The sequence below is a fragment of the Pseudomonas sp. LBUM1656 genome (assembly GCF_059716065.1).
In genome coordinates this window covers 1,192,046-1,218,584 of the sequence record NZ_CP166800.1, presented here as the reverse complement: position 1 = coordinate 1,218,584, position 26,539 = coordinate 1,192,046, and the positions used below count along the sequence as shown (strand labels likewise).

Annotated in this window: 24 protein-coding genes and 1 pseudogene; 10 read left to right on the top strand and 15 right to left on the bottom strand. The window is 58.8% G+C overall.

What is annotated here, in order from left to right:
• The first annotated feature begins 135 nt into the window (after positions 1-135).
• The 5 genes and pseudogenes from ACA072_RS05300 to ACA072_RS05280 all read left to right on the top strand — a co-directional run bounded on the left by ACA072_RS05300 (position 136) and on the right by ACA072_RS05280 (position 4,956).
• Positions 136-1,560: a gamma-aminobutyraldehyde dehydrogenase gene (locus ACA072_RS05300; RefSeq protein ID WP_497623499.1), complete on the top strand. Its 1,425-nt coding sequence runs from the start codon at positions 136-138 to the stop codon at positions 1,558-1,560.
• A gap of 226 nt (positions 1,561-1,786) precedes the next feature.
• A complete protein-coding gene (locus tag ACA072_RS05295; RefSeq protein WP_497623498.1) occupies positions 1,787-3,271 on the top strand; it encodes an APC family permease in 1,485 nt (494 codons plus the stop codon).
• A 388-nt stretch (positions 3,272-3,659) separates the two neighbouring features.
• Positions 3,660-4,170, top strand: a pseudogene (locus tag ACA072_RS05290) (BRO-N domain-containing protein).
• 269 nt (positions 4,171-4,439) lie between these two features.
• Positions 4,440-4,688 carry a CopG family ribbon-helix-helix protein gene (locus ACA072_RS05285; protein ID WP_134101860.1) on the top strand — a complete coding sequence of 83 codons (249 nt, stop codon included), beginning with the start codon at positions 4,440-4,442 and terminating at the stop codon, positions 4,686-4,688.
• Positions 4,666-4,956 (top strand): type II toxin-antitoxin system RelE/ParE family toxin, encoded by a 291-nt coding sequence (locus tag ACA072_RS05280; protein ID WP_134101863.1) that lies wholly within the window; start codon positions 4,666-4,668, stop codon positions 4,954-4,956. Before ACA072_RS05285 ends, ACA072_RS05280 begins: the two co-directional genes overlap by 23 nt.
• A gap of 51 nt (positions 4,957-5,007) precedes the next feature.
• On the opposite strand, the gene ACA072_RS05275 is transcribed toward ACA072_RS05280, so the two are convergent.
• Positions 5,008-5,193, bottom strand: a complete 186-nt coding sequence (locus ACA072_RS05275) for a hypothetical protein (protein ID WP_438662641.1) — start codon at positions 5,191-5,193, stop codon at positions 5,008-5,010.
• A 391-nt stretch (positions 5,194-5,584) separates the two neighbouring features.
• Between ACA072_RS05275 and ACA072_RS05270 the strand changes: the two genes are divergently transcribed.
• Positions 5,585-7,210, top strand: a complete 1,626-nt coding sequence (locus ACA072_RS05270) for a glucan biosynthesis protein D (protein ID WP_497623497.1) — start codon at positions 5,585-5,587, stop codon at positions 7,208-7,210.
• A gap of 208 nt (positions 7,211-7,418) precedes the next feature.
• Here the strand turns inward: ACA072_RS05270 and ACA072_RS05265 are convergent, their stop codons facing one another.
• The 3 genes from ACA072_RS05265 to ACA072_RS05255 form a co-directional block, all read right to left on the bottom strand.
• Positions 7,419-8,525 carry an NADH:flavin oxidoreductase/NADH oxidase gene (locus ACA072_RS05265; RefSeq protein ID WP_497623496.1) on the bottom strand — a complete coding sequence of 369 codons (1,107 nt, stop codon included), beginning with the start codon at positions 8,523-8,525 and terminating at the stop codon, positions 7,419-7,421.
• Between the two features lie 358 nt (positions 8,526-8,883).
• Positions 8,884-10,593, bottom strand: a complete 1,710-nt coding sequence (gene recJ, locus ACA072_RS05260; RefSeq protein ID WP_497623495.1) for a single-stranded-DNA-specific exonuclease RecJ — start codon at positions 10,591-10,593, stop codon at positions 8,884-8,886.
• Positions 10,594-10,659: 66 nt separating this feature from the next.
• The gene (locus tag ACA072_RS05255; RefSeq protein ID WP_150709869.1) at positions 10,660-11,202 is read right to left on the bottom strand and encodes a YaeQ family protein; all 543 of its coding nucleotides are present in this window, start codon (positions 11,200-11,202) and stop codon (positions 10,660-10,662) included.
• 147 nt (positions 11,203-11,349) lie between these two features.
• Here ACA072_RS05255 and ACA072_RS05250 point away from each other — a divergent pair, with 147 nt between their 5' ends.
• A complete protein-coding gene (locus ACA072_RS05250; RefSeq protein WP_497623494.1) occupies positions 11,350-12,549 on the top strand; it encodes a CaiB/BaiF CoA transferase family protein in 1,200 nt (399 codons plus the stop codon).
• Positions 12,497-13,456, top strand: a complete 960-nt coding sequence (locus tag ACA072_RS05245; RefSeq protein WP_497623493.1) for a TIGR02285 family protein — start codon at positions 12,497-12,499, stop codon at positions 13,454-13,456. Before ACA072_RS05250 ends, ACA072_RS05245 begins: the two co-directional genes overlap by 53 nt.
• 169 nt (positions 13,457-13,625) lie before the next feature.
• Here the strand turns inward: ACA072_RS05245 and ACA072_RS05240 are convergent, their stop codons facing one another.
• The 11 genes from ACA072_RS05240 to ffh form a co-directional block, all read right to left on the bottom strand.
• On the bottom strand, positions 13,626-13,913 hold the full coding sequence (locus tag ACA072_RS05240) for a DUF3509 domain-containing protein (protein WP_497623492.1): 288 nt from the start codon (positions 13,911-13,913) through the stop codon (positions 13,626-13,628).
• Between the two features lie 161 nt (positions 13,914-14,074).
• Positions 14,075-15,430 carry a transporter substrate-binding domain-containing protein gene (locus tag ACA072_RS05235; RefSeq protein WP_497623491.1) on the bottom strand — a complete coding sequence of 452 codons (1,356 nt, stop codon included), beginning with the start codon at positions 15,428-15,430 and terminating at the stop codon, positions 14,075-14,077.
• Positions 15,431-15,551: 121 nt separating this feature from the next.
• Positions 15,552-16,961, bottom strand: a complete 1,410-nt coding sequence (thrC, locus tag ACA072_RS05230; RefSeq protein ID WP_497623490.1) for a threonine synthase — start codon at positions 16,959-16,961, stop codon at positions 15,552-15,554.
• A gap of 66 nt (positions 16,962-17,027) precedes the next feature.
• Positions 17,028-18,332: a homoserine dehydrogenase gene (locus ACA072_RS05225; RefSeq protein ID WP_109635956.1), complete on the bottom strand. Its 1,305-nt coding sequence runs from the start codon at positions 18,330-18,332 to the stop codon at positions 17,028-17,030.
• A gap of 133 nt (positions 18,333-18,465) precedes the next feature.
• Entirely contained in the window at positions 18,466-19,197 is a 732-nt protein-coding gene (gene dsbC / locus ACA072_RS05220; protein ID WP_497623489.1) for a bifunctional protein-disulfide isomerase/oxidoreductase DsbC, read from the bottom strand.
• A gap of 252 nt (positions 19,198-19,449) precedes the next feature.
• Positions 19,450-20,346, bottom strand: coding sequence for a site-specific tyrosine recombinase XerD (gene xerD, locus ACA072_RS05215; RefSeq protein ID WP_497623488.1), 897 nt, complete (start codon positions 20,344-20,346; stop codon positions 19,450-19,452).
• A 98-nt stretch (positions 20,347-20,444) separates the two neighbouring features.
• A complete protein-coding gene (gene rplS, locus ACA072_RS05210) occupies positions 20,445-20,795 on the bottom strand; it encodes a 50S ribosomal protein L19 (protein ID WP_003175895.1) in 351 nt (116 codons plus the stop codon).
• A gap of 45 nt (positions 20,796-20,840) precedes the next feature.
• Complete coding sequence (trmD, locus tag ACA072_RS05205) at positions 20,841-21,614, bottom strand: tRNA (guanosine(37)-N1)-methyltransferase TrmD (protein ID WP_173860472.1); 774 nt, start codon at positions 21,612-21,614, stop codon at positions 20,841-20,843.
• A complete protein-coding gene (gene rimM / locus ACA072_RS05200; RefSeq protein WP_497623487.1) occupies positions 21,596-22,132 on the bottom strand; it encodes a ribosome maturation factor RimM in 537 nt (178 codons plus the stop codon). Before rimM ends, trmD begins: the two co-directional genes overlap by 19 nt.
• A gap of 5 nt (positions 22,133-22,137) precedes the next feature.
• Positions 22,138-22,389 (bottom strand): 30S ribosomal protein S16, encoded by a 252-nt coding sequence (rpsP, locus tag ACA072_RS05195; protein ID WP_007944872.1) that lies wholly within the window; start codon positions 22,387-22,389, stop codon positions 22,138-22,140.
• A gap of 250 nt (positions 22,390-22,639) precedes the next feature.
• Entirely contained in the window at positions 22,640-24,016 is a 1,377-nt protein-coding gene (ffh, locus tag ACA072_RS05190) for a signal recognition particle protein (protein ID WP_497623486.1), read from the bottom strand.
• A gap of 210 nt (positions 24,017-24,226) precedes the next feature.
• On the opposite strand from ffh, the gene ACA072_RS05185 reads away from it, so the two are divergent.
• Entirely contained in the window at positions 24,227-25,039 is an 813-nt protein-coding gene (locus tag ACA072_RS05185) for a cytochrome C assembly family protein (protein WP_497623485.1), read from the top strand.
• 12 nt (positions 25,040-25,051) lie between these two features.
• Positions 25,052-26,287, top strand: coding sequence for a transporter associated domain-containing protein (locus ACA072_RS05180; RefSeq protein WP_497623484.1), 1,236 nt, complete (start codon positions 25,052-25,054; stop codon positions 26,285-26,287).
• Positions 26,288-26,539: the final 252 nt, after the last annotated feature.

The window sequence follows — 26,539 nt, the reverse complement described above, 5'->3', positions numbered from 1 at the left end:
AGAAACCGGCCCCTGTAGGAGCGAGGCTTGCCCGCGAAGGCGTCCTCAAGAAAGCCAAAAGCTTCGCGGGCAAGCCTCGCTCCTACAGGGATCCGGTTCCGGCAGAAAAATAATAGCTTCGAAGAGGACAAAGCCATGCAAACCAAACTCTTGATCAACGGCCAACTGATCGATGGCGACGGCCCCGCCCAACCGGTGTTCAACCCGGCCCTCGGTCGTGTGCTGGTGGAAATCAACGAGGCCAGCGAAGCCCAGGTTGATGCCGCCGTGCGTGCCGCCGACAGCGCCTTCGAAGGCTGGTCGCAAACCACACCAAAAGACCGTTCATTACTGCTCCTCAAACTCGCCGACACCATCGAAGCCCACGGCGAAGAGTTGGCCAAACTGGAATCGGACAACTGCGGCAAACCCTACAACGCCGCGCTGAACGATGAGATCCCGGCGATTGCCGACGTGTTCCGTTTCTTCGCCGGCGCCAGCCGTTGCATGAGCGGTTCGGCGGGCGGCGAATACTTGCCCGGCCACACCTCGATGATCCGCCGCGACCCGGTCGGCGTGATCGCCTCCATCGCGCCGTGGAACTACCCGCTGATGATGGTCGCCTGGAAAATCGCCCCGGCCCTTGCCGCGGGTAATACCGTGGTGCTCAAGCCGTCGGAACAAACCCCGTTGACCGCATTGCGTCTGGCTGAACTGGCGTCGGAAATCTTCCCGGCCGGTGTACTCAACCTGGTGTTCGGTCGGGGTCCTACGGTGGGCAGCCCACTGGTCACCCACCCGAAAGTGCGCATGGTCTCGCTGACCGGTTCGATCGCCACCGGTTCTAACATCATTTCCAGCACCGCCGACAGCGTCAAACGCATGCACATGGAACTGGGTGGCAAGGCCCCGGTGATCATCTTCGACGACGCCGACATCGACGCCGCCGTGGAAGGCATTCGCACCTTCGGTTTCTACAATGCCGGCCAGGATTGCACCGCCGCTTGCCGCATCTACGCGCAGGAAGGTATCTACGACAAATTCGTCGAGAAACTCGGCGAAGCGGTCAGCAGCATCAAGTACGGGTTGCAGGATGATCCGTCGACCGAGCTGGGGCCTTTGATCACTGCGCAGCACCGTGACCGCGTGGCCGGGTTCGTCGAACGTGCCGTGGCGCAACCGCATATCCGTTTAATCACCGGCGGCAAGTCTGTCGAGGGCAATGGTTTCTTCTTCGAACCCACCGTCTTGGCAGATGCTCAGCAGGACGACGAAATCGTGCGTCGCGAAGTGTTCGGGCCGGTGGTGTCGGTGACCAAATTCACCGATGAAGCACAAGTGCTGGGTTGGGCCAACGATTCGAACTACGGCTTGGCGTCGTCGGTCTGGACCTCGGACGTTGGTCGCGCGCATCGCTTGTCTGCACGCTTGCAGTACGGCTGCACCTGGGTGAATACGCACTTCATGCTGGTCAGCGAAATGCCCCATGGCGGTCAGAAACTGTCCGGCTACGGGAAGGACATGTCGATGTACGGGCTGGAGGACTACACCGTCGTTCGGCATGTGATGTTCAAGCATTAAAAGCTTCGCGAGCAGGCTCGCTCCTATAGGTAATCGCATTCCCCTGTAGGAGCGTGGCTTGCCCGCGATGGCGTCACCTCGGTTTCAAGGCCGAAACCGGCATTACGTACCATCAGGTTCCAAAGCAGAAAACCAAAACAATAACCACCGATCCGGGCAGCGCCTTCAAGGCCCCGCCACGGTTTCGGACATCCGAAATCTGCCGATTTTCCGGAGCTGACACACCATGAGTACACCCGAACTCTCTCCATCCATCGCCGACAGCGACGCCGAACAGCTACGCAAGCTGGGTTACACCTCGAACTTCAACCGCAGCATGAGTCTGTGGGAAAACTTCGCCCTGGGCTTCACTTACCTCTCCCCGGTCGTAGGGGTTTATACCCTCTTCGGCCTGTGCCTCGCCGCCGGTGGACCACCGATGTTCTGGGCCTATTTGCTGGTCGGTTGCGGCCAGTTGCTGGTGTGCCTGATCTTCGGCGAAGTGGTCTCGCAGTTCCCGATTTCCGGCGGCGTGTACCCGTGGGCCCGTCGCCTGGTGGGCAAGCGTTGGGCTTGGATGGTTGGCTGGATTTACTCCATTGCCTTGTGCGTGACCATCGCTGCTGTTGCGGTTGGCGCCGGCCCGTACCTGGCCGCGATGATGGGTTTTGAACCGAGCAATAACACCAACATCGTCATCGCGCTGTTCCTGACGCTGTTCGCCACCCTGGTCAACCTCAGCGGCACCAAAGTGCTGGCGCGGATCGCCATGTTCGGCTTCCTCTGCGAACTGATCGGTGCGGTGATCGTTGGTGTTTATCTGTTGATCTTCGAACGTCACCAGTCGATCAACGTGTTGTTCAACACCTTCGACATCAGCATCGACGGCTCGTACCTGCCGGCCTTCCTCACCGCCTCGCTGGCGGGGATGTTCCTGTACTACGGCTTCGAGGCCTGCGGCGACGTGGCCGAAGAAACCCCGAACCCGAGCAAGCAGATCCCGGTGGCCATGCGCATGACCATCTACATCGGCGGCATCGCGGCAATGTTCGCCTGCCTGGCGCTGATCCTCGCCGTGCCAGACATGCAAGCCGTGATCAACGGCACCGACAAAGACCCGGTCACCACCATCCTCAACAACGCCTTCGGCCCGGTCGGTTCGAAAGTGGTGATGGGCGTGGTGATGATTTCCTTCATCTCTTGCGTCATCAGCCTGCAAGCGGCGGCGAGTCGTCTGCTGTATTCCTACGCCCGGGATGAAATGGTCGTCGGCAGCTCACTGCTGAAGAAGATCTCTCCTACGACGCAGGTGCCAGTTGCTGCGCTGTTCGTGTCCGGCGTCCTGCCAGCGTTGATCATTATTCTTGGCTTCTTCCTGCAAGACGCAGTGGCAACCATCGTCAGCTTCGCCGCGATCGGCATCTACCTGGCGTTCCAGATGATCGTGCTCGCGGCGCTCTATGCACGCATGAAAGGCTGGAAACCAAGCGGCAAATTCACCCTCGGCGCTTGGGGCTGGGCGGTGAATATCGGTGCGCTGGTTTACGGTGTCGGCGCGATCATCAACATGGCTTGGCCACGTACGCCGGACGCGGCGTGGTACATCAACTATGCGATGGTGCTGAGTACGGCGATCGTTATCGGGTTGGGGTTGTTGTACATGTGGATTGCCAAGCCGTATGACCACGGGACTGCGCCTGCGGGGGATGCGTGGAAGGTTAGTCGTAATTAATGTGCCCAGCCCGCAGCGATGCGGGCCTGGTTCATGGTCGGTTTCTCCTACAGACTAACCCTTCCTGAAAAAGCTCCAATTCCTACAACACGCGGCGCCAGAGTAGACTTGGCGCCGCGAGCGCCTGACCGATAGGCTTTACCTCGTCGCTGCCAAATCAGCGACCCGGGGTCGAAGCCGGGAAATCATCAACATGGCGCATCCGCGCCCCCATATGAAATGGGGCAATTTTTTGCCTTTCAGTTTCGCTTTATGGTGGGCCGTGTGGCGCGGGCCTCTTGGCTTGCATGTTGATCGAGAATGTCCCGACTTCGAACGCCGCACGGTCCGCCACCCAAATCTGTCGAAGGATTAGTGGCGGCTCCTTTTTCAACATGGAGTCGAAAAAATGCTCAAACACACGCTAAATCCGTCTGAAAATCATCCTCACTTCATTCCCACCGTCTTCACTCGCCACAACCGTTTTCTCCACGCTTTCATGCAGGACAACCAAGCCTGGTTCTGCGTCCAGGATCTGGGTCGCTTGATGGGCCGTCCGATGGACCAACGCCTCACCCTTAAACTCGATCCCGATCAACGCCGATACGTCTGGTTGCTGAAGGACGGCAAAACCGTCGAATCGCTGATGGTCAGCGAGTCAGGTATGTACGCCCTGTTGGTTCATCATTTCGTCCCGGAAAACCGAAACCTGCGCCAATGGCTGAGCAACGAAGTCATTCCAATGTTGCGTGATTTGAATGCTTCATCTGTGGATAACATTCCAAGCCTGAGTTCGTTGCAATGGGGCGGGCTCTCGGTGCCACTGCTGCACTGGCAACACTCGGCCTGGATCAAGGCGGGATATGCCGGATTTGGTTCAGTTACGGCGACCGTTCCCGATCATGGGCACCTGTAGGTGAAGACAGGGTGAATCAGCGAGTGTAAAGCAGCCCGGTGTAGGAGTAAGCCTGCAGCGATGCTTGGGAGATACGTCGGTCAACGAGTTTGCCCTGGTGCCATCAATGGCAGTGGGGTACTCATAGCATTTCGAAATAAATCCCCTCCTCTCGTTCTTCTTTCGCCCGCTAAGGTTTCTTCAACAGATGCACGATGAGTGGTTGACGAACAAGCCGGCAAGACCTAGGGTGTTTACGTCGTTTACAGCGTATACATCTCTAGGAGAGCCACCATGGCCTCACCCGTTTTGTCCTTTCGCGTTGAAGAAACGCTAGCCCAACAGCTGGATAATCTGGCGGCGGCCACCGACCGAGACCGTCAGTACCACCTCAAGCGTGCATTGGTTCGATATGTAGAAGCCGAGTCATGGCATCTGCAAGCCATAAGCGACGGCATAAAAGACGCCGACGCAGGAAAACTCACCGATCTGGATGCCGTAAAGGCTAAGTGGGCAAAACGTGCCGAGCGTAGTACTGACTGAAAAAGCTGAAAGTGACCTCGATTCTATTCATGAGTATTACCAAGGCGTCCTTGGTGCTGATGCCGCACTGGAGGTCATAGCGATTTTTCTGCAATCCTTCCATCAACTGGAGCAGTTTCCAGGCTCAGGAAGGCCTTCAGTAGTTCCGGATGTACGTGAGCTGGTTTTCGGTCGTTATCCATTCATTGCTCCCTATCGATTGATGCATGGCCAGATACAGGTATTGCGTGTTCTGCACCAGCGGGCAGAGCGATCGCAAAATTGGTAATCGGCGACATTCAGCCGCAACACTATCGCCGCGGCTGAACGTCTGACCTCCTCAAAACCGCGAAACACTCCGCATCGCATCCACCAGGTACCGCATCGCAATCCGGTCGCTTTCCGACAATTCGCGGTACCGCTCCAACAGCTTCATTTCGTCCGAATTGAGGCGATGCCTTCGCCGCCCGGTCGCCAGGCAGGGAAAGATTCCTAACATTTCGGTGATGCCTTGTACTTTCGTCATGGACGACGTCCTTCTATAAGACCGAGAAAACTTCAAAAACCGCATCGCCCTATCCTTTTATGAGTCGCCGGCCTGAAGGGCAGAAACCGGTCATGAACACAGAATAGGAAGATTCCCGGCGCTGAAAAGCAGTTTTTAGAGTAATTAGTCAAAAAAAGCAGAAATGCCCTATAAATCAGAAAGTGCTGTCGGAAAACTTAACCGACATTTCTTGTTTCATTGCCGCATCATCAAAGTGCTACCAATCATTTTTTCTCTGCAACCGAACGGTTTAAGCTATTCGGCATCTGTTTAAAGTCCGTTGCGTTTGGCCGAAGGCATGTCCGAACCGATATTTTTGATCCAGCACGTGCCAGGAACGGCGCGGGATTGTTCACGACAGGTTTTACTTATGCATCGCAGGAATTTGCTCAAAGCGTCCATGGCCATCGCTGCCTACACCGGCTTGTCTGCCACCGGCCTGCTGGCCGCCCGTGCATGGGCGGGCACCGGCGCCGCGGATGGCGAGGCCCAGGCGTTCGATTTCGAAACGCTGAAGATTCAGGCCAAGCAACTCGCCGGCAATCGCTATCAGGACACCAAGCAGGTGCTGCCGCCGACGCTGGCGACCATGACGCCGCAGAATTTCAACGCGATCCGCTACGACGGCAACCACTCGCTGTGGAAAGACTTGAACGGTCAGCTGGACGTGCAGTTTTTCCACGTCGGCATGGGCTTCAAGCAGCCGGTGCGCATGTACAGCGTCGATCCGAAGACGCGTCAGGCACGTGAAGTGCATTTCCGCCCTTCCTTGTTCAATTATGAAAAAACCACGGTCGACACCAAGCAGCTCACCGGCGACCTGGGGTTTTCCGGATTCAAACTGTTCAAGGCACCGGAACTGGACCGGCATGACGTGTTGTCCTTCCTCGGCGCCAGTTATTTCCGTGCGGTAGACGCCACCGGCCAGTACGGTCTGTCGGCCCGCGGCCTGGCGGTCGATACCTACGCGAAGAAGCGCGAGGAGTTCCCGGACTTCACCAAGTTCTGGTTCGAGACCCCAGGCAAGGACAGCACCCGCTTCGTGGTCTACGCCCTGCTGGACTCGCCGAGCGCCACCGGTGCCTACCGTTTTGACATCGATTGCCAGGCCGAACGCGTGGTCATGGAGATTGACGCTCACATCAACGCGCGCACCGCCATCGAACAACTGGGCATCGCACCGATGACCAGCATGTTCAGCTGCGGCACCCACGAGCGCCGCATGTGCGACACCATTCACCCGCAAATCCACGACTCCGACCGACTGGCCATGTGGCGCGGCAACGGCGAGTGGATCTGCCGCCCGCTGAACAACCCGGCGACCCTGCAGTTCAACGCCTTCGCCGACACCGACCCGAAAGGTTTCGGCCTGGTGCAGACCGATCACGAGTTCGCCAATTATCAGGACACCGTCGACTGGTACAGCAAGCGTCCAAGCCTGTGGGTAGAACCTACAACGGCGTGGGGCGAGGGCTCTATCGATCTGTTGGAAATTCCTACGACCGGCGAAACCCTCGATAACATCGTCGCGTTCTGGACCCCGAAAAAACCGGTCGCGGCCGGTGATTCCCTGAACTACGGCTACAAACTCTACTGGAGTGCCCTGCCACCAGTAGGTACGCCGTTGGCGCGGGTCAACGCGACCCGTTCGGGCATGGGCGGCTTTATTGAAGGCTGGGCGCCGGGCGAGCATTACCCGGAAGTCTGGGCACGACGCTTTGCCGTGGACTTCACCGGTGGCGGCCTGGACCGTTTGCCGGAAGGCGCGGGGATCGAGCCAGTGGTGACCTGCTCGAACGGCGAGGTGAAGGACTTCAACGTGCTGGTGCTGGATGACATCAAGGGTTATCGGATCACCTTCGATTGGTACCCGACCAATGACAGCGTGGCGCCGGTTGAGCTGCGGTTGTTCATTCGCACCAATGACCGGACGTTGAGCGAGACCTGGTTGTACCAGTATTTCCCGCCGGCGCCGGATAAGCGTAAGTACACCTGATAGTAAGAGGTTGTCTGGGCCGGCCCTTTCGCGAGCAAGCCCGCTCCCACAGGGGATCTTCGTTGGATACAGAAGCTGTGTCTCATGGAGATCCAATGTGGGAGCGGGCTTGCCCGCGAAGACGGCCTGACAGACAACAAACATCCCGGCACAGAAACACAAAAGCCCCGATCACATCGATCGGGGCTTTTTGGTTTTACAGCCGCATTCAGTCCCGCAAATCCGACTCATGAATCGGCTGATCCCGATGGGTCGCCCGCTGATACTGCGCTGGCCAGATCGCCTTGCGACCGCCCAGATCATCATCGGCGTGCAGCGGCCAATAAGGATCGCGCAGCAACTCCCGTGCGAGGAAGATGATGTCCGCCTGGCAGGTACGCAATATGTGCTCGGCCTGGGCTGGTTCGGTAATCATGCCTACCGTACCGGTGGCGATGCCTGACTCCTTGCGCACACGTTCGGCGAAACGAGTCTGATAGCCCGGTCCTGTAGGAATTTCCGCGTTGGCCGCCGTACCGCCCGACGAAACGTCAATCAGGTCCACGCCCAAATTTTTCAAGCGCCGCGCCAACTCCACCGTTTCATCCGGGTTCCAGCCGTCTTCCACCCAGTCGGTGGCCGACACTCGCACGAACAACGGCAGTTCTTCAGGCCAGACAGCACGCACCGCTTCGGTGACTTGCAGCACCAGCCGGATTCGGTTCTCGAACGAACCGCCATATTGATCGCGTCGCTGATTGCTCAGTGGAGAAAGAAACTGATGCAACAGGTAACCGTGAGCGGCGTGTATTTCGACTACTTTGAAACCGGCGGTCAATGCCCGCTTGGCTGAGGCGACAAAGGCGTGGATGACTTCGGCGATCGCGCTTTCATCAAGCTGCGTGGGGTGGGTGTGCTGCGGGTCGAAAGCAATCGGCGAAGGCCCCACCGGCACCCAGCCACCGTCTTCGGGTTTGACGCTGCCATGCTTGCCGATCCACGGCCGATGGGTGCTGGCCTTGCGCCCGGCGTGCGCCAGTTGAATGCCGGCCACGGCGCCCTGAGCGGCGATGAAGCGCGTGATGCGTTGCAGGGGTTCGATCTGTTCGTCATTCCACAAGCCGAGATCCTCGGCGGTGATGCGCCCGTCAGCCGTGACCGCCGTGGCTTCGGTAAAAATCAGGCCAGCCCCGCCGACGGCGCGGCTGCCGAGGTGGACCAGGTGCCAGTCATTGGCCAGCCCATCGACGCTGGAGTACTGGCACATCGGTGACACGGCAATGCGGTTGAGCAGGGTCAATTGACGAAGGGTATAGGGTTCAAGCAGCAGACTCATGGGGCACCTCTCGAATCAGTGGGCAGGCTCCAGGGTTCTGTTTGAAAAGTCGACGAGTGACAGGAAAAAGGCGCAGCACCCGCCCCCGCGGGCAAAAATTGGACAAGACGTCACAAGGATAATCAAGCAGTGCTTAGAGCCTAGTCGACATCGGGGGATGAGGGAGGGTTCAAGAAATGAAACACATCGAATTAGAGGTCAACGCAGAACCCTGTGGCGAGGGAGCTTGCTCCCGCTGGGCTGCGCAGCAGCCCTAAAACCTGCAATCGAATTTTGCCAGACACACCGCACCAAATGGTTTACGACTGCTGCGCAGCCGAGCGGGAGCAAGCTCCCTCGCCACAAAAGCAATGGGCCACTATCTGGGTTCGATATGGGCAATCATCAACTGCACCGTCTCGTTCCCGCGAAACTCGTTGAGGTCGAGTTTGTAGGCCAACTCCACCCACTTGATCGTCGGGTTCGGCCAGATGTCGCGGTCAATGCCGAAGGCAATGCCATCGAGCTTCACCGAGCCGCATTCGCTTCTCAGCACTACCTTGAGATGTCGCTCGCCGACCACGCGCTGCTCAACCAACTGAAACACGCCGTGAAACAGCGGCTCCGGGAAGTGCTGCCCCCACGGCCCTGCATGGCGCAGGGCACGGGCCAGTTCAAGATGGAATTCTTCGACAGCCAACACCCCGTCCGACAGCAGACGTCCGGTCAGGTCTTCTTCGCGCAATTGCCTGCGCACTTCAGCGTCAAAGGCCTCGGCGAACAACGGAAAATTCGCTTCCGGCAAGGTCAAACCGGCCGCCATGGCATGGCCGCCGTATTTGCTGATCAGGTTCGGATGCTGCGCTGCCACCACGCTCAAGGCGTCACGGATGTGGAAACCCTGCACCGACCGCCCCGAGCCCTTGAGCAAACCATCGCCGGCATCGGCGAAGGCAATGGTCGGACGAAAATAACGCTCTTTCATGCGCGAGGCGAGGATTCCGATGACACCCTGGTGCCACTCGGGATCAAACAGGCACAGGCCAAACGGCATCGACTCGACGGGTAGATCCTTGAGCTGAGCCAGCGCTTCACGCTGCATGCCCTGCTCGATGGATTTGCGGTCCTGGTTCATACCGTCGAGTTGCACGGCCATTTCCCGCGCCAGACCCGCATCGTCGGTGATCAGGCATTCGATGCCCAGGCTCATGTCATCCAGACGTCCCGCCGCATTCAGGCGCGGGCCGACAATGAAGCCCAGGTCGGTCGAGGTGATGCGCGCCGGTTCACGCTTGGCCACTTCGAGAATCGCCTTGATGCCCGGGCGGGCACGCCCGGCACGAATCCGCTCCAGGCCCTGGTGCACCAGAATCCGGTTGTTGGCATCCAGCGGCACGACGTCGGCGACGCTGCCCAGCGCCACCAGATCCAGCAACTCGCCGATGTTCGGCTGCGGCGTGTTTGCGTACCAGCCGAGGCTGCGCAACCGCGCGCGCAGGGCCATCAATACGTAGAAAATCACCCCGACGCCGGCCAGTGCCTTGCTCGGAAATTCGCAACCGGGCTGGTTCGGATTGACGATAGCATCGGCCAGCGGCAGTTCGTCGCCGGGCAAGTGGTGGTCGGTGACCAACACGCTCAAGCCGGCGTTTTTCGCCGCCGCCACGCCTTCGACACTGGAAATGCCGTTGTCGACTGTGATCAGCAACTGCGGCGTGCGCGTCAGCGCCACTTCAACGATTTCCGGGGTCAGGCCATAGCCATACTCAAATCGGTTCGGCACCAGGTAATCGACATGCGCCGCACCCAGCAGCCGCAACCCCAGCACGCCCACGGTACTGGCGGTCGCGCCATCGGCGTCGAAGTCGCCGACAATCAGAATCCGCTGACGCTGTTCCAGCGCCGTCACCAGCAATTCCACCGCCGCATCGATGCCCTTGAGCTGCTGGAACGGAATCAACCGCGCCAGGCTCTTGTCCAGTTCCGCCTCCGATTGCACGCCCCGCGCCGCGTAAAGACGCGTCAGCAGAGGCGGCAGATCACCGAGGAATGGCAGGGTGTCGGGCAACAGGCGAGGTTCGATGCGCATGGGGTGACAGGTGCTTCTCTTGAATACGTAGGATAAAACCGGATAACGCGACGGAACGGCGAAATATCAGCCGCGTTCGCCGCTCAGCCACTGCAACTGGACTTCGTGCTGACCACGGTCGTCGGTGACGAAAATCGTTCCTTCGCTGATCATCACGTCCCACTTGATAACACGGGGCATGTCTTTGGCCAGGGTTTCCAGGATGTCCTGAGGTACGGCCGCGATGTGCACGTTTTTCAGGTTCTTGATCGCCGGAATCACTTTGGTTTCCCAGACGCGCAGGCTGCCGTAGGCCAGCAGGCTGGTGCGCTCGGTACGGCGCGAGCACCAGGTCAGGCGATCGGCGTCTGGCTGGCCGACTTCGATCCAGTGCAGGACGCGGTCGTCCAGGCTCTTTTCCCACAGGGCGGGTTCATCCACGTCTGACAGACCGCGTCCGAACGACAGCTGCTCGTTGTACCAAAAGGCGTAGGCCAGCAGCCGCACGGTCATGCGCTCTTCGGTTTCCGAAGGGTGGCGGGCGATGGTCTGCTTCACGGTCTCGTAAACGCTGCGGTCGAGGTCGGTGAGGTTCAGTTCAAACTTGTAGGTCGTGGACGGCTGGGCCATGAACGGGCTTCTTGATACGAGGAAAGGCGGCAAGTCTAACCGATGCAGTAGGCAATCAACGAATTGAAGGCGATGAACCTTGGTCGTCTGACATTGGGCTATGTTAAAAGGCTATATCCGCTCAGCCTTTGTCCTACAGGATCCAGCATGCCGTTCACCGCCAAACCGCTCTCAGGTCTGAAAGTCATCGAATTGGGCACCTTGATCGCCGGGCCGTTTGCCTCGCGAATTTGCGGTGAATTCGGCGCCGAAGTGATCAAGATCGAATCCCCCGACGGCGGTGATCCGCTGCGCAAATGGCGCAAACTCTACGAAGGCACCTCATTGTGGTGGTTCGTCCAGGCCCGCAATAAAAAGTCCCTGACCCTGAACCTGAAACACCCCGACGGCTTGGCGATTCTAAAAAAACTGCTGACCGAAGCAGACATCCTGATCGAGAATTTTCGCCCTGGTGTACTGGAAAAGCTCGGTCTGGGCTGGGACGTCTTGCACGCCCTCAACCCGAAACTGGTGATGGTGCGGCTGTCGGGGTTCGGCCAGACCGGACCGATGAAAGATCAGCCCGGTTTCGGTGCGGTCGGCGAATCCATGGGCGGCCTGCGCTACATCACCGGTTTCGAAGACCGGCCACCGGTGCGCACCGGGATCTCCATCGGAGACTCGATTGCCGCGCTGTGGGGTGTGATAGGTGCGCTGATGGCATTGCGTCATCGCGAGGTCAACGGCGGCCAGGGCCAGGTGGTGGACGTGGCGCTGTATGAAGCGATCTTCGCCATGATGGAAAGCATGGTGCCGGAGTTCGACGTGTTCGGTTTCATCCGCGAGCGCACCGGCAACATCATGCCGGGCATCACCCCCTCCTCGATCCATACCAGCGCCGACGGCAAGCACGTGCAGATAGGCGCCAATGGCGACGCGATCTTCAAACGCTTCATGCTGGTTATCGGTCGCGAAGACCTGGCCAACGACCCGGTGCTGGCCAGCAACGACGGACGTGACAGCCGCCGCGACGAGATTTACGGGGTGATCGATCGCTGGGTCAATTCGCTGCCGCTGGACACCGTGCTGGCGCAGCTGAATCAGGCCGATGTGCCCGTCAGCCGGATCTTCAGCGCCGAAGACATGTTCAGCGATCCGCAATACCTGGCCCGGGAAATGTTCCTGCAAGCCAAGCTGCCGGACGGCAAAGACTTCAAGATGCCGGGGATTGTGCCGAAACTCTCTGAGACACCCGGCGATTGCGAATGGGTCGGGCCACAATTGGGTGAGCACAACGCACAGGTACTCAACGATCTTGGTTACGACCAGCAACAGATTGCGAAGCTGCGCGAAGACGGGGCCATCTAAGCTGAAACGCCTGCTTTCAACAGCCATTCACACCACCCGCAACTGGCGTACAGCGGCGGTGCTGGGGCTATTGGCCGGGCTGGCGACACCGGTTTTGGCGCAACCCAAAGAGACGCTGATCTGGTTACTGCGCGACTTGCCACCCACGATGATCTTCGAAGGTCCGAAAAAAGGTCAGGGGATTGTCGATCAGATCCTGCCGCTATTGATTGCCGGCATGCCGCAATACGAGCACGCCCTGATGCGGGTCAACCGGGCTCGTGGCATGCAGATGCTTCAGGAGGAATCGTTTACTTGCGATCCCTCGCTGGTCTGGACCAAGGCGCGTGAACAGTGGATTGCGTTCTCCATTCCGGCCTTCCGTGCGGTGAGCAATGGACTGGTCGTCCGCCGGGCAGACCGCGCGGTGCTGGATCCTTTTCTGATCGACGGCGAAGTCGATCTTGCAGCACTGCTGGCCAGTGGCGGAAAAAAAATCGGGGTCGTCGCCGAGCGCAGTTATGGCCAGGTCCTCGACGCGTTGCTGAAACTGGCGCCCCCGGACGCGCTGACTCCTCATTACGGCAACGATGCCCTCGCCAGTCTGTTGCAGATGCAGCGCCTGGGTCGTTTGCAAATAGTCTTGGGGTACTGGCCGGAGATTCGCTATCAGGCCAATCGAGAGCACATCGCCGACGATCAGCTGGAGTTTTACCCGGTCAGGGGCACGGGCAAATACCTGTCCGGGCACATTGGTTGCTCCAATACGCCCCAAGGCCGACAAGCCATCCTCGAGATCAATCAGTTGTTGCGCACCCTGCCCCATGATCGATTGGATCAGCTGTACGCTGACTGGCTGGACCCGGAAAGGCGCAACGACTACCTGAAAGAAACCAAAGCCTTTTTCGAAAATCAGGCAGGGCAATGACAAATCGCAGGCAAAAGAAACCCCGAGAAGTGGGGAGACGACTCGGGGTTAAACGTGGCCTACATAAAGACCAGTAACAGCAGGCTACAATCACCGGAGCACAATGCTTGATCCTGCTGTTACATGGTCTGACGACCTGAGCGCAGGAAGGTTCCCACAAAAGAACAATTCAATTTCGACTGGCCAGAACCTTGTCCTGAGCCGCATTGCGCAAAGCCGCGATGACGCAGGGTTCCAGCCTTCCTTCGGCAATCAGTACGTCGCGGTGCAAGCCGTCGACGACATCCGTCAGCAGGCGGTAATCGGTTAACTGGGCTTGATTGAACGCCCGTTCGACCACGATCGCGCCGGTCGCATTCTTCAGTGTCACCAGGCATTCGCCATGGGTGCCCGACGGGGTCAGCGTGACCTGATACGGGCTCAGAGCCTCACCGAGCAATAGACTGATACTTTCCATCTCGATCACCACTCAATAGTCCGAAAACAAGTGCCTGGGGCGTGTTCACAGTAAGTGACCACAGGCCCGAGAAGAAAGTTCTGGATTCCAGCTGCAGACGCGTCGGCGTCCCTGGTCGATTGAGCATGCACGGCAAAGATGACAGGGAAAAAACAGCCGATTCACGTTTGCCTTGTGCGACGACCGATATCGGTCCATCCACCCAGCAATCCTCGCAACTGACCGTCGGCGCTGTAGAACGGCACCGTCCATTGGTAGATATCCCGGACACCGTTGTTGAACATCAATTGACGCTCACTGAACCTGGGCTTTCGAGTCTCCATTTGCGCCATGAATTCAGCATGCAGCAGCGTTGCAGTCTCTTTGGGCAACACATCAAGTTCAATCAGCCGTCGCCCCTGAGCCTGATCAAAACGAGTGCGCAGGCTTTCTTCGTAACTCTTGTTGCACATGATCAAGCGCCCTTGCAGATCACGAACAAACATCGGGTCGGGCATGGCGTCCATCAACGCTTGCTGGAAGGCAAGCTGGTCGCCAAGACCTTTCTCTGCGTCCACCCGCTGCTTGATCAGCGCCGCGAGCCTGCGGTTCCAGAGCAAGGAAAGCAGGCCGAACAGACTGACGATAAACATGCCCCAACAAACCCAGTGAGTCATTTTCCGCCAAGGAGAGGGTGACTGAACGGGAGCGATCCCATTGAGCCATTTCAGGCGAATGGCGCGCAATTCCGCCGTTGGAAAGGCCTCAAGCGCCTTGTTCAGAATACTCAGCAACGGCGCCTGACCTTTGCGTACTGCCAGGTGATCAGCCTCCCATTTGCCCTCCACCGCATGCCCGACCTTGAGCTGGCCCAACGGATAGAGCTGCGCTCCGATTTCATTTTCGATGGTGGCAAAGGCTTCACCACTTTCAACCAGTGCCCTGGCTTCGGCATACGTCTTGACCGAGCGCAACTCGATAGCCGGGTGGTCGCGGCGAATCATGCCTTCGAGTGCATGCCGGGCCGGCAATACCAGGACTCTTTTCGCCAGCTGCTCCAGAGAGTGCACGACGGGAGCATCTGCCCGCCCGACAAACACCCATCCAGCGCCACCGAACGCATGGCTGAAATCCAGAAACACCCTGCGCTCGTCATTCATGGCCAGTGTGGTACTCATGTCCGCCTCGCTACTTTCCAGACGCCCGAGCAACTGATCGGTAGAGAACGACTCTTCATGAACAAACTGCAAGCCCGTCATGGCGCTGATGCGATTGAGCAGATCGTTGTTCAGACCGCTCCACTGACCGTGTTCATCCTTGAACAGATAAAGCGGGTATTGCACCGATGAGACGATGACTTGCGGGTGCTCGGCAATCCACCTCATTTCCTGAGCGTCCAGCTCGATGGTTGCATCGACGCCCGAGCTCCAGGACTCGGGCGTCGCCAATTGCGCGGCCATCCCCCCGTGAGCAAAGCCCAGGACGCCGATCAAAAACATCCAGCACGCAGCTGGTTTTAACCCTCTGAAAAACAGCATTACCACTTCCTTCGCGATCAACTCGCCCGTCCTTTCTGGGGCGAAAACGCGACAAGTGTGGCATGCAGAAATGAGAAAGCCCGTCAGGAGACGGGCTTCAAAATGTGACAGGTTTTACCGGTTACAGAGGCTTGCCGCGGTTGCCATGCTGACTGACAAAGGCCTGCACGGCTTTCAAATCATTCGGCAACACGGTGCAACGCTCATCTCTCTCAAACAAATCAGAAAGATGTGCAGGTAGTTCAAGCTCTTTTCCTACGCCGGCTTTCTCCACTGCATCAGGGAATTTGACCGGATGGGCCGTGCCGAGAATCACCATTGGAATATCCAGGCTACGACGGCATTCGCGCGCAGCCTTCACACCGATGGCGGTGTGCGGATCCAGCAGCTCGCCGGTTTGCTCGTAGACTTCGGCGATGGTTTCGCAGGTTTGTGCGTCATCCACGGCCAGGGAATCGAACAGTTTGCGGGCTTCGGTCCAGCGCTCCTGTTCGACGCTGAAACCGCCACCCTGCTTGAAGTTGTCCATCAAACCGGCAATCGCTGCACCGTTGCGACCGTGCAGGTCGAACAGCAGACGTTCGAAGTTCGACGAGACCATGATGTCCATCGACGGCGACAGCGTGGCGTGCAGGGTTTCCTTGACGTACTGGTTGCCGCTCATGAAGCGGTGCAGGATGTCGTTGCGGTTGGTGGCGACGATCAACTGATTGATCGGCAGGCCCATGTTGCGTGCCAGGTAACCGGCGAAGATATCGCCAAAGTTGCCGGTCGGCACCGAGAACGACACCGAACGCGCCGGGCCGCCTAATTGCAGGGCTGCGTGGAAGTAGTAAACGATCTGGGCCATGATCCGCGCCCAGTTGATCGAGTTCACGGCGACCAGACGCGTGCCTTTGAGGAAGCTCTGGTCAGCGAAGCTGGCCTTGACCATTTCCTGGCAGTCATCGAAGTTGCCTTCAATGGCGATGTTGTGGATGTTCTCGCCGAAGATAGTGGTCATCTGCCGACGCTGCACCTCAGACACGCGGTTGTGCGGGTGCAGGATGAAGATGTCGACGTTTTCGCAGTGCTTGCAGCCTTCGATGGCGGCCGAACCGGTATCACCGGAGGTGGCGCCGACAATCACCACGCGCTCGCCGCGTTTTTCCAGCACGTAGTCGAGCAAGCGACCGAGCAGTTGCAAGGCGAAGTCCTTGAACGCCAGGGTGGGGCCGTGGAACAGTTCCAGCACCCATTCGTTGCCGTTCAACTGACGCAACGGCGCCACGGCGTTGTGCGAGAACACGCCGTAAGTCTCTTCCAGAATCTTTTTGAAATCGGCATCCGGGATGCTACCGGTGACGAACGGGCGCATCACCCGGAAGGCCAGTTCGTGGTACGGCAGGCCGGCCCAGGACGCGATTTCTTCCTGGGTGAAACGTGGCAGGTTTTCCGGGACGTACAGACCGCCGTCGGTGGCGAGACCGGCCAGCAGGACATCTTCGAAATTCAGGGCCGGTGCCTGGCCGCGGGTACTGATATAACGCATGACTGGCTCCAATAGACAGTGTTCGTAAATCCGGGCTCGCACGCGAGCCCGGTGAACGATAACGGCTTAGTTCAGGTGCTCGACGCGGATCCGTACGACCGGACCGACCACGCCTGTCAGGGCTTCCAGGGCGGCGATTGCGTCGTTCATGTGCTGTTCCAGCACGCGGTGAGTCAGCAGGATCATCGGCACCAGACCGTCATGCTCTTCGACTTCTTTTTGCATGATCGATTCGATGTTGATGCCGCGCTCCGACAGGATGCTCGCCACCTGGGCCAATACGCCCGGATGGTCCTTGGCCTGAATGCGCAGGTAGTAGGCGCTTTCGCAGGCTTCGATCGGCAGGATCGGGTGCGCCGACAGCGAATCCGGCTGGAAGGCCAGGTGCGGCACACGGTTTTCCGGGTCGGATGTCATGGCGCGAACCACGTCCACCAGGTCGGCGATCACCGACGAAGCGGTCGGCTCCATGCCAGCACCCGCGCCGTAGAACAGGGTCGAACCGGCGGCGTCACCGTTGACCATCACCGCGTTCATCACGCCGTTGACGTTGGCGATCAGGCGATCGGCCGGGATCAGCGTCGGGTGCACGCGCAACTCAATGCCGGACGCGGTGCTGCGAGCGACGCCGAGGTGCTTGATGCGATAGCCCAATGCTTCAGCGTAGTTCACGTCAGCGGTGGTCAGCTTGGTGATGCCTTCGGTGTAGGCCTTGTCGAATTGCAGCGGGATGCCGAACGCGATGGAGGCCAGGATCGTCAACTTGTGGGCCGCGTCGATGCCTTCAACGTCGAAGGTCGGATCGGCTTCGGCGTAACCCAGGGCTTGCGCCTCGGCGAGTACGTCTTCGAAGGTGCGACCCTTCTCACGCATCTCGGTGAGGATGAAGTTGCCGGTGCCGTTGATGATCCCGGCAACCCAGTTGATGCGGTTGGCGGACAGGCCTTCACGGATCGCCTTGATCACCGGAATCCCACCGGCCACAGCCGCTTCGAACGCCACGATCACGCCTTTCTCGCGAGCCTTGGCGAAAATCTCATTACCGTGAACGGCGATCAGTGCCTTGTTCGCGGTGACCACATGCTTGCCATTCTCGATGGCCTTGAGTACCAGCTCGCGGGCAACGGTATAGCCGCCCATCAGCTCTATAACGATGTCGATCTCAGGGTTCGTGGCCACTTCGAAGACATCGTTGGTAATCGCAATACCGGTCGTTTGGAACTGAGGCTTTGGCGTGCGCATGGCAATTTGTGCCACTTCGATTCCACGCCCGGCACGACGAGCAATTTCCTCGGCGTTGCGCTGAAGTACGTTGAAGGTACCGCCACCGACGGTCCCTAACCCACAGATGCCTACTTTGACCGGTTTCACTGTGAACTCCCCATAAAACGGCCGACTCAAGGCCGGCCGTGAAAACAGCCGCATACTCGCGGCTCTCTATTAATGGCCCGGCAAATGCTGCCGCCGGACCATGCTCGTCAAAGGCTGGCCGTGACGATGCGAATTATTTCGCGCCCAGCGCCAGTTTGGCGACTTGTGGCGCAGGCTGGTAGCCCGGAATGACCTGACCGTCCGCCAAAACGATGGCCGGTGTGCCGTTCACGCCGATCGACTGACCCAGGGCGAACTGTTTGGAAACCGGGTTCTCGCACTTGGCGGCCTTGATTTCCTTACCGTCGACCATTTTGTCCATGGCGGCTTTCTTGTCTTTCGAGCACCAGACCGCTTGCAGCTGTTCGTCACCCGGCGAGCCCAGGCCCTGGCGCGGGAACGCAACGTAGCGCACTTCGATGCCGCGCTTGTTCAGCTCAGGCACTTCGGCGTGCAGCTTGTGGCAGTACGGGCAGGTGGTGTCGGTGAACACGGTGATGTGCGACTTGGTTTCGCCGATCGCCGGGTAGACCACGGTTTCCGCGACTGGAATGGCGTTGACCAGTTTGGACACGCCCAGGCGTTCGGTCTTCTCGGTCAGGTTGACCGGTTTGCCGTCCTTGAGCTGGAACATGTAACCCTGAACCACGTATTGACCGTCGGCGCTGGCGTAGAGCACGCGGCTGCCTTGCAGTTTGACTTCGTACAGGCCCGGCAGCGGACTCGCGGAGATGCTTTCTACTGGCACTTCAAGCTGGAGGTTTTCCAGGCTTTTACGAATGGCTTTGTCGGCCGCGTCATCGGCGACGGCAAAGGTACTGACCAACGCAATGGCTGCGGCGGCGAAAATCTGGATCAGACGCATGAGAACTCCTGAAGGCGGACAAATGGGACGATCAGAACGCCCGTGCCGAAACACCGGGTCATAACCGCCCATCGTGCAAACCGGCAAAGCCTACCACATAAGGCCCCTGTGGCCGAATGCGCCTGTCGCAACACTTGGGACAACGCTAAACCTGTGGGAGCGGGCTTGCCCGCGAAGAGGCCATAACATTCAGAGTAGCTGTTGACTGTTACATAGCCTTCGCGGGCAAGCCCGCTCCCACAGGGATTGTATTCAGCCGCGCGGGTGATGTTTGGCGTGCAGGTCTTGCAAGCGCGCGCGCGCGACGTGGGTGTAGATCTGGGTGGTGGACAGGTCGCTGTGGCCGAGGAGCATTTGCACCACCCGCAGGTCGGCACCGTGGTTGAGCAGGTGCGTAGCGAAAGCGTGGCGCAAGGTGTGCGGCGACAGCGACTTGCTGATCCCGGCGACCTTCGCCTGGTGCTTGATGCGGTGCCAAAAAGTCTGGCGAGTCATCTGCTCGCCGCGCTGGCTGGGGAACATCACATCGCTGGGACGCCCACCGAGCAGCTCTTGGCGGCCATCACGCATATAACGCTCTACCCAGACAATCGCCTCCTCGCCCATCGGCACCAGGCGCTCCTTGCTGCCCTTGCCCATCACCCGCAGCACACCCTGGCGCAAGTTGACCTGCTCCAGTGTCAGGCTGATCAGCTCCGTCACCCGTAAACCGCACGCGTAAAGCACTTCGAGCATGGCACGGTCACGTTGGCCGATAGCCTCGCTCAAGTCCGGTGCTTTCAGCAGCGCTTCCACGTCGGCTTCCGACAGAGACTTAGGCAACGGCCTGCCCAATTGGGGCATATCGACACGCAAGGTTGGATCGACGGCGATCAGCTTTTCACGCAGTAGATAACGATAAAAGCCGCGTACGCCCGAGAGAAATCGCGCAGTGGAACGGGGTTTGTAGTTCTGCTCCAGGCGCCAGGCCAGGTGATCGAGGATCAATTCACGGCCGGCGTTGATCAACTCCAGACCCTTCTCCTGCAGCCAGCCGTTGAACAGGGCCAAGTCACTGCGGTAGGCATCGCGGGTGTTATCGGAGAGGCCTTTCTCCAGCCACAGGGCGTCGAGAAACTGGTCTATCAAGGGATGATCGATGGCGGGCATAAAGACTCAGACAAGACCGACAGTACGGCCTAGGAAGATAAATCGCAGGCAACAAAAAAGCAGCCCGCAGGCTGCTTTTTTTGCATCGGAAGCTGGACTTAAGCCAGTTTTTCCTTGATGCGAGCTGCTTTACCGGACAGGTCACGCAGGTAGTACAGCTTGGCTTTGCGTACGTCACCGCGACGTTTAACGGCCATGCTGTCGATTTGCGGGCTGTAGGTCTGGAAAGTACGCTCTACGCCAACACCGTTGGAGATTTTACGAACGGTGAAAGCACTGTTTACGCCGCGGTTACGCTTGGCGATAACAACACCTTCGAACGCTTGCAGACGCGAACGGTCGCCTTCCTTCACTTTCACCTGAACGACAATGGTGTCGCCCGGGGCAAAGGTAGGGATCTCTTTGGTCATCTGCTCTGCTTCGAGTGCAAGGATGATTTTGTTAGTCATGCTGTGCTCCTAAGGTAAATCAACGGACTTACCATCGATACGTTGTTAACTATCGTCCCGCTCGCGGATGTATTCCTCGAGCAGCTTCTTCTCTTCTCCAGAAAGCGAGCGGCTTTCCAGAAGATCGGCGCGTCGTTCAAAGGTCCTACCAAGGGACTGCTGTAAACGCCAACGCCGGATATGCGCGTGATTGCCACTTAGCAACACGTCGGGAACACGCTGATCCGCATACACCTCAGGTCGGGTGTAGTGCGGGCAATCCAGCAAACCATCCGTAAAGGAATCTTCCTCGGCGGAGTCCGCATGCCCTAAAGCTCCAGGCAGCAGTCGTGTAACCGCATCGATCAGGACCATCGCCGGCAGCTCGCCGCCAGACAGTACATAGTCGCCAATCGACCACTCTTCATCGACATGAGCATCAATAAAACGCTCGTCAATGCCTTCATAGCGACCGGCAATCAGGATCAATGCATCCAGATTCGCCAACTCGCGTACCGCCGACTGAGTCAGTTGACGGCCTTGGGGGGACAGGTAAATCACCTTCGCCGCCTCCCCGGCTGCTGCCTTGGCCTGAACCAGAGCATCTTCCAGGGGCTTGATCTTCATCACCATGCCCGGACCACCGCCAAATGGGCGATCGTCCACAGTGTGATGTCGATCCGTCGTGTAGTCTCGCGGATTCCAACAGGTGAGCTGCAACAGCCCCTGTTTCACCGCACGACTGGTGATGCCGTACTCGCTGATGGCGGAGAACATCTCGGGAAACAAACTGATCACTTCTACGCGCAAGTTAGCCACGCTTAGAAGTCCGCATCCCATTCCACCTTCATCTCGCCTGCGGCAAGGTCGACGGCCAACACGCATTGCTCCGTATAGGGCAACAGGCGTTCGCGATCATCCAGGCTGCCAGCGCAAGGCTTGACCACCATTACATCATTGGCGCCGGTTTCCAGAAGATGATCGATTTTCCCGAGCAATTGCCCGAGTTGATCAATAACCTTCAGACCTTCCAGCTGGTACCAGTAGTACTCGCCGTCGGTCAATTCAGGGAACAGGTTGCGCGGCACGCAGATCTCATAACCGGCCAGAAGACGAGCTTCTTCGCGATCATCCAGACCCTTGAGCTTTGCGACCAGGAACTTGTCGTTCCCACGTCCGCTGACCAGCTCGACCTGTTTCACATTGCCTTCGCGCTTGAGCGTCCAGGTTTTGTACTGCAACAGGTTTTCAGTCGGATCAGTAAAGGAATAAACCTTCACTTCGCCGCGAACGCCATGAACAGAGTAAATCTTGCCGATAACGATCAAATCATCAGCAGCAGCAGGCGTCGCGTTCATATTGCTCAGGCCGCAGCCTTAGCAGCGTCCTTCAACAACTGAGCAACACGCTCAGAAGGCTGTGCACCAACGCTCAGCCAGTAGGCTACGCGCTCTTGGTTCACGGACAGACGGACTTCTTGACCACGAGCAACAGGGTTGAAGAAACCAACCTGTTCCTTGTGCGAACCGTCGCGCGGGTTGCGGCTGTCGGTTACGGTCAAGTGGTAAAACGGGCGCTTTTTGGAGCCGCCAAGGGCAAGACGGATTGTTAGCATGTGAACATCGTTCCTGTAGTCGGTGCTGCAAATCTAAAGGCACAGCGGGCATAGGTGCCCGAAAGGCCGCATATTCTAAGGAATATCCGGACTTTTGCAAATGACTTTTTCCGACGGCCTTTCGGACGCCATCAAGATTTGCTATAGAGCCGTCGTTGAAAACGGCCAGTCAGCTCCCGCCAAGTGCGGGTTTGCTGGAGATCCCGCATCCCTGCGGGTCTGCGCCGGTGCGATGACCGGCGCGGATTCTTTACATCTTGGGCATGCCGCCGCCGGGCAACATACCGCCCATGCCGCGCATCATTTTGGCCATTCCGCCTTTCGCGGAGAATTTCTTCATCATCTTCTGCATCTGCTTGTGCTGCTTGATCAAGCGACCGATGTCCTGCACCTGGGTGCCGGAACCCATGGCGATCCGGCGTTTGCGCGAACCGCTGATCAACTCAGGGTCGCGGCGCTCGGCCGGGGTCATGGAATTGATGATGGCTTCCATCTGCTTGAACTGTTTCTCTGCCGCGCCCTGGGCATTGCCCATCTGCGCCAGGTTCACGCCGCCGATGTTCGGCAGTTTGTCCATGAGGCCGCCCAGGCCGCCCATGTTCTTCATCTGTTGCAGCTGATCGCGGAAGTCTTCGAGGTCGAAGCCCTTGCCCTTCTTCAGCTTCTTGGCCAGCTTGTCGGCCTTGTCCTTGTCGAGCGTCGCTTCCGCTTGTTCGATCAGGCTGAGCACGTCGCCCATGCCGAGGATGCGCGAAGCAATACGCTCGGGGTGGAACGGTTCGAGCGCTTCGCTCTTCTCGCCCATACCGATGAACTTGATCGGCTTGCCGGTAATGGCACGCACCGACAGGGCGGCACCGCCACGGGCGTCGCCGTCGACCTTGGTCAGGATCACACCGGTCAGCGGCAATGCGTCGCCGAAGGCTTTGGCCGTGTTGGCGGCATCCTGGCCGGTCATGGCGTCGACCACGAACAGGGTTTCGACCGGGTTGATCGCGGCGTGCAAGGCCTTGATCTCGCCCATCATCTCTTCATCGATGTGCAGACGACCGGCGGTATCGACGATGACGACATCAATAAACTTAAGCTTTGCTTCTTTTATAGCCGCTTGCGCGATCTCGACCGGCTTCTGGCTCAGGTCGGACGGGAAGAAGGTAACGCCGACTTCACCCGCGAGCATTTCCAACTGCTTGATCGCCGCCGGACGGTAAACGTCCGCAGACACGACCATGACCGACTTCTTCTTGCGCTCTTTAAGGAAGCGCGCGAGTTTGCCGGCGGTGGTGGTTTTACCCGCGCCCTGCAAACCGGCCATCAGCACGACGGCTGGCGGAACGGCGCTCAGGTTCAAATCTTCGTTGGCGACGCCCATCAGGCTTTCGAGTTCGGCCTGGACGATTTTCACGAAGGCCTGGCCCGGCGTCAGGCTGCGTGACACCTCGGTGCCGACGGCGCGCTCCTTGACCGAATTGACGAAGTCCTTCACCACCGGCAAGGCGACGTCGGCTTCGAGCAACGCCATGCGCACTTCGCGCAGGGTGTCTTTGATGTTGTCCTCGGTCAGCTTGGCCTTGCCGGTGACATGGCGCAGCGTCTGCGAGAGACGGTCGGTTAAGTTTTCAAACATTGCGCGATCCTTTCAGGCCCTGTGTAGACCGGGATAATGGCGGCCCAGACCGGAATAAACGTGTGCTCGGCGAGCCTGCGGCGTGGGCAGGTCGCGGATTATAGCGAAGACTGCGTCTGGCGGACACCTCGTCGTCAGGTTGCATGGTCTTTCGTGCTGCGGGGGTTCTATGCCAAACTCAGCGCCTTTCGGGCTTGCCTAACAGGATTTATGCTCCCCTTGTCACCCAGTTTGCTGACTACCCTCGCCGCCGCCTGCTTATATGCCGCTGCGACTATCTATCAAGGCACTCGTCTGGCCACCGGCGCCAAGGCGAACAAACGCCTGCTGGTCACGCTCGGCGTGCTTGCCGTGCTGGCTCACAGCGCCAGCCTGTTCGCCCACCTGCTGACACCGATCGGCCTGGGCCTGGACTTCTTCAGTGCTGCCAGTCTGATTGCCGCAGCAGTCATCGCCCTGACCCTGCTGGCCTGTTCGCGGATACCGGTGGAAAACCTGCTTATATTGCTGTTCCCACTCGGGGCCGCCACGGTGCTGCTGGCGCAGTTCGCCCCCGCTGGCACGGTACAAGTCATCGACGAGGAGCCGGGCATTCTCGCCCATATCCTGCTGTCGATCCTCGCCTACGGCATGTTCACCATCGCGATGTTCCAGGCCTTGTTGCTGCTGGTCCAGGACCATCAGCTCAAGCACAAGCATCCATCAGGGCTGATCAAGAACTTCCCACCGCTGCAAACCATGGAAAGCCTGCTGTTCGGTTTCCTCTGGGCCGGCTGGAGCCTGTTGTCGCTGTCGCTGATTTCCGGCTGGCTGTTCGTCGACAACCTGTTCGCCCAGCACCTGGTGCACAAAACCTTGCTGGCTTGCCTGGCCTGGATCGTCTTCAGCGTGCTGCTATGGGGCCGTAACCGCCTCGGCTGGCGCGGACACAAGGCCATTCGCTGGACCCTCGCCGGTTTCTGCCTGCTGATGCTGGCGTACTTCGGCAGTAAGCTGGTCCGTGAATACATCCTGCACATCTGACGGGCGGCATTAATGGACGACTTGCCCATAGGGCCGATGCTCGCGGTATTGGCCTTGCTGATTTTATGGTCGGGGCTGTTTACCGCCATCGAAACCGCGCAACAGTACTTGTTGGCCCAGCGAACCGCCTCGCGCTCCAGCGATAAACCGGTCGCGAAGCTGAGCTTCCCGCTCAACAGCCTGATCTTCTGCAATACCCTGTGCCGCGCACTGGCCGTGGTCATCAGCACCTTGCTGGCGATTTTCATATGGGCGGAAAACGGTCCGTGGATTGCCTGTGCAGGCGCCGGTGCCGCGCTTCTGGTGTTTGCCGACTACCTGCCGCGCACCCTCGCCGTGCGCTATCCCGACGCCGTCCTGGCCCTGGGCAACACGTTGCTCGGCGCGCCCCTGAAGATCATTTACCCGGCCGCCTGGCTGCTCAATGGCTTCACTCAGCTGCTGATGCGACCGTTTGCCCGCAAAGTCAAAGTGGTGCAACAGAGCGAAGACGAGAGCCCGAACGACCGGAAGGACGATTACGATCAAGCCGTCTGCCGCCCGCACCCGCTGTCGGGCATTCACGCGCTCGACAACATCACGGTCAATGACATCCTGGTGACCCGCAGTGACGTCGACGGGATCAACCTCGACGACTCCCTCGCAGAAATCATCGAGCAACTGCGCAACAACAAGCGCACGCGCCTGCCGGTGTTCCACAGCGACATCAACCAGGTCGAAGCGGTGCTCAATACCCGGCAGATCCGCCACTTGCTGGCCGATGCGAGCCTGACCCTGGAAGCACTGCTGGCCGCCAGTCACGAACCGTACTTCGTGCCGGAAAGCACCCCGCTGCAACTGCAACTGCTGAATTTCCACAAACAGCAGCGACGCCTGGGCATGGTGGTAGACGAATACGGCGAAGTGCTCGGCATCGTGACCCTCGAAGACATTCTCGAAGAAATCGTCGGCGAATTCGAAAGCCAGCACAGCCTGGATAACCCGCATATCCACCCGCAGGCCGATGGGCGCTTGATGATCGAAGGTGCGGCGTCGATTCGCGAATTGAACAAGAGCCTGGGCTGGCACCTGCCCAGTGATGGCCCGAAAACCCTTAACGGGTTGGTGACCGAGGCGCTGGAGACAATTCCGGACAGCGCGGTGTGCCTGAAGATCGGGCGTTATCGGCTGGAAATTCTGGAGACGGAAGATAATCGCGTTACTCGGGTGCTGATCTGGCATACCAGTTCGGTTCCCGCCCTCCAATAACCACCACCGATTACGCTCTGTAGCAGGTGGCGAAGCCTGCGTTCGGCGGCGCAGCCGTCGTGAAATCTGGCGACGCAGCCTTTCAGGTCAATCGTGGATTCTGGATTTACGACGGCTGCGCCGCCGAACGCAGGCTTCGCCAGCTGCTACAAAGGCCTGCCACTTGTTTGATCGTTAGCCTCCTTCCTATAATCAGATCCGCTTACCCAAGCCCCGCCGGACCACGTGCTTACCCCGCACGCAGCAGGTTCC